This window comes from Microtetraspora sp. AC03309 (assembly GCF_020826795.1).
Lineage (GTDB): Bacteria > Actinomycetota > Actinomycetes > Streptosporangiales > Streptosporangiaceae > Microtetraspora > Microtetraspora glauca.
On sequence record NZ_JADDIL010000541.1, the window covers coordinates 1 to 433 of the forward strand.

At 67.7% G+C, this 433-nt stretch carries 1 protein-coding gene; it reads left to right on the forward strand.

The genetic code is table 11. The features are described 5' to 3' along the window. Nucleotides 1-433: endonuclease/exonuclease/phosphatase family protein (locus tag IMZ11_RS44260; protein ID WP_374463288.1), on the forward strand; the 433-nt coding region annotated here is incomplete at both ends.

The following is a 433-nucleotide window of genomic DNA, read 5'->3' on the forward strand; positions in this document are numbered from 1 at the left end:
GTGCTGCTGGCGACGGCGTCGCCCTATCTGATGCTGGCGGCACCGATCGCGGTGCTGCTGCTGATGCTCGGTCGCCGATGGGTGCTGACGGTGCTGGCCGTGGGGCTCACTCTGACGGTCGCGCTGATCCAGGTGCCGCACTTCCTCGGCCCTGAGCAGGTGACTGCGCAGTCGGCACCGCTGCGGGTATTCACCTCGAATCTTGGTATGGGACTCGGGGATCCGGCTGCCGTGGTGGCCGCTGCCGAGCAGGCCGCCGACGTCGTCGTGCTGCAGGAGCTCACGCAGGAAGCCGCCGACGGGGTGATCGCGGCAGGGCTGGAGAAATCCTTCCGCCACCGCATCTTCGACCCGGAGCCGATGGCCGGTGGCTTGGGGATCTGGAGCAGATTCCCGTTGACCGACAGTGCTCACGTTCCCGGCTACTCCATGG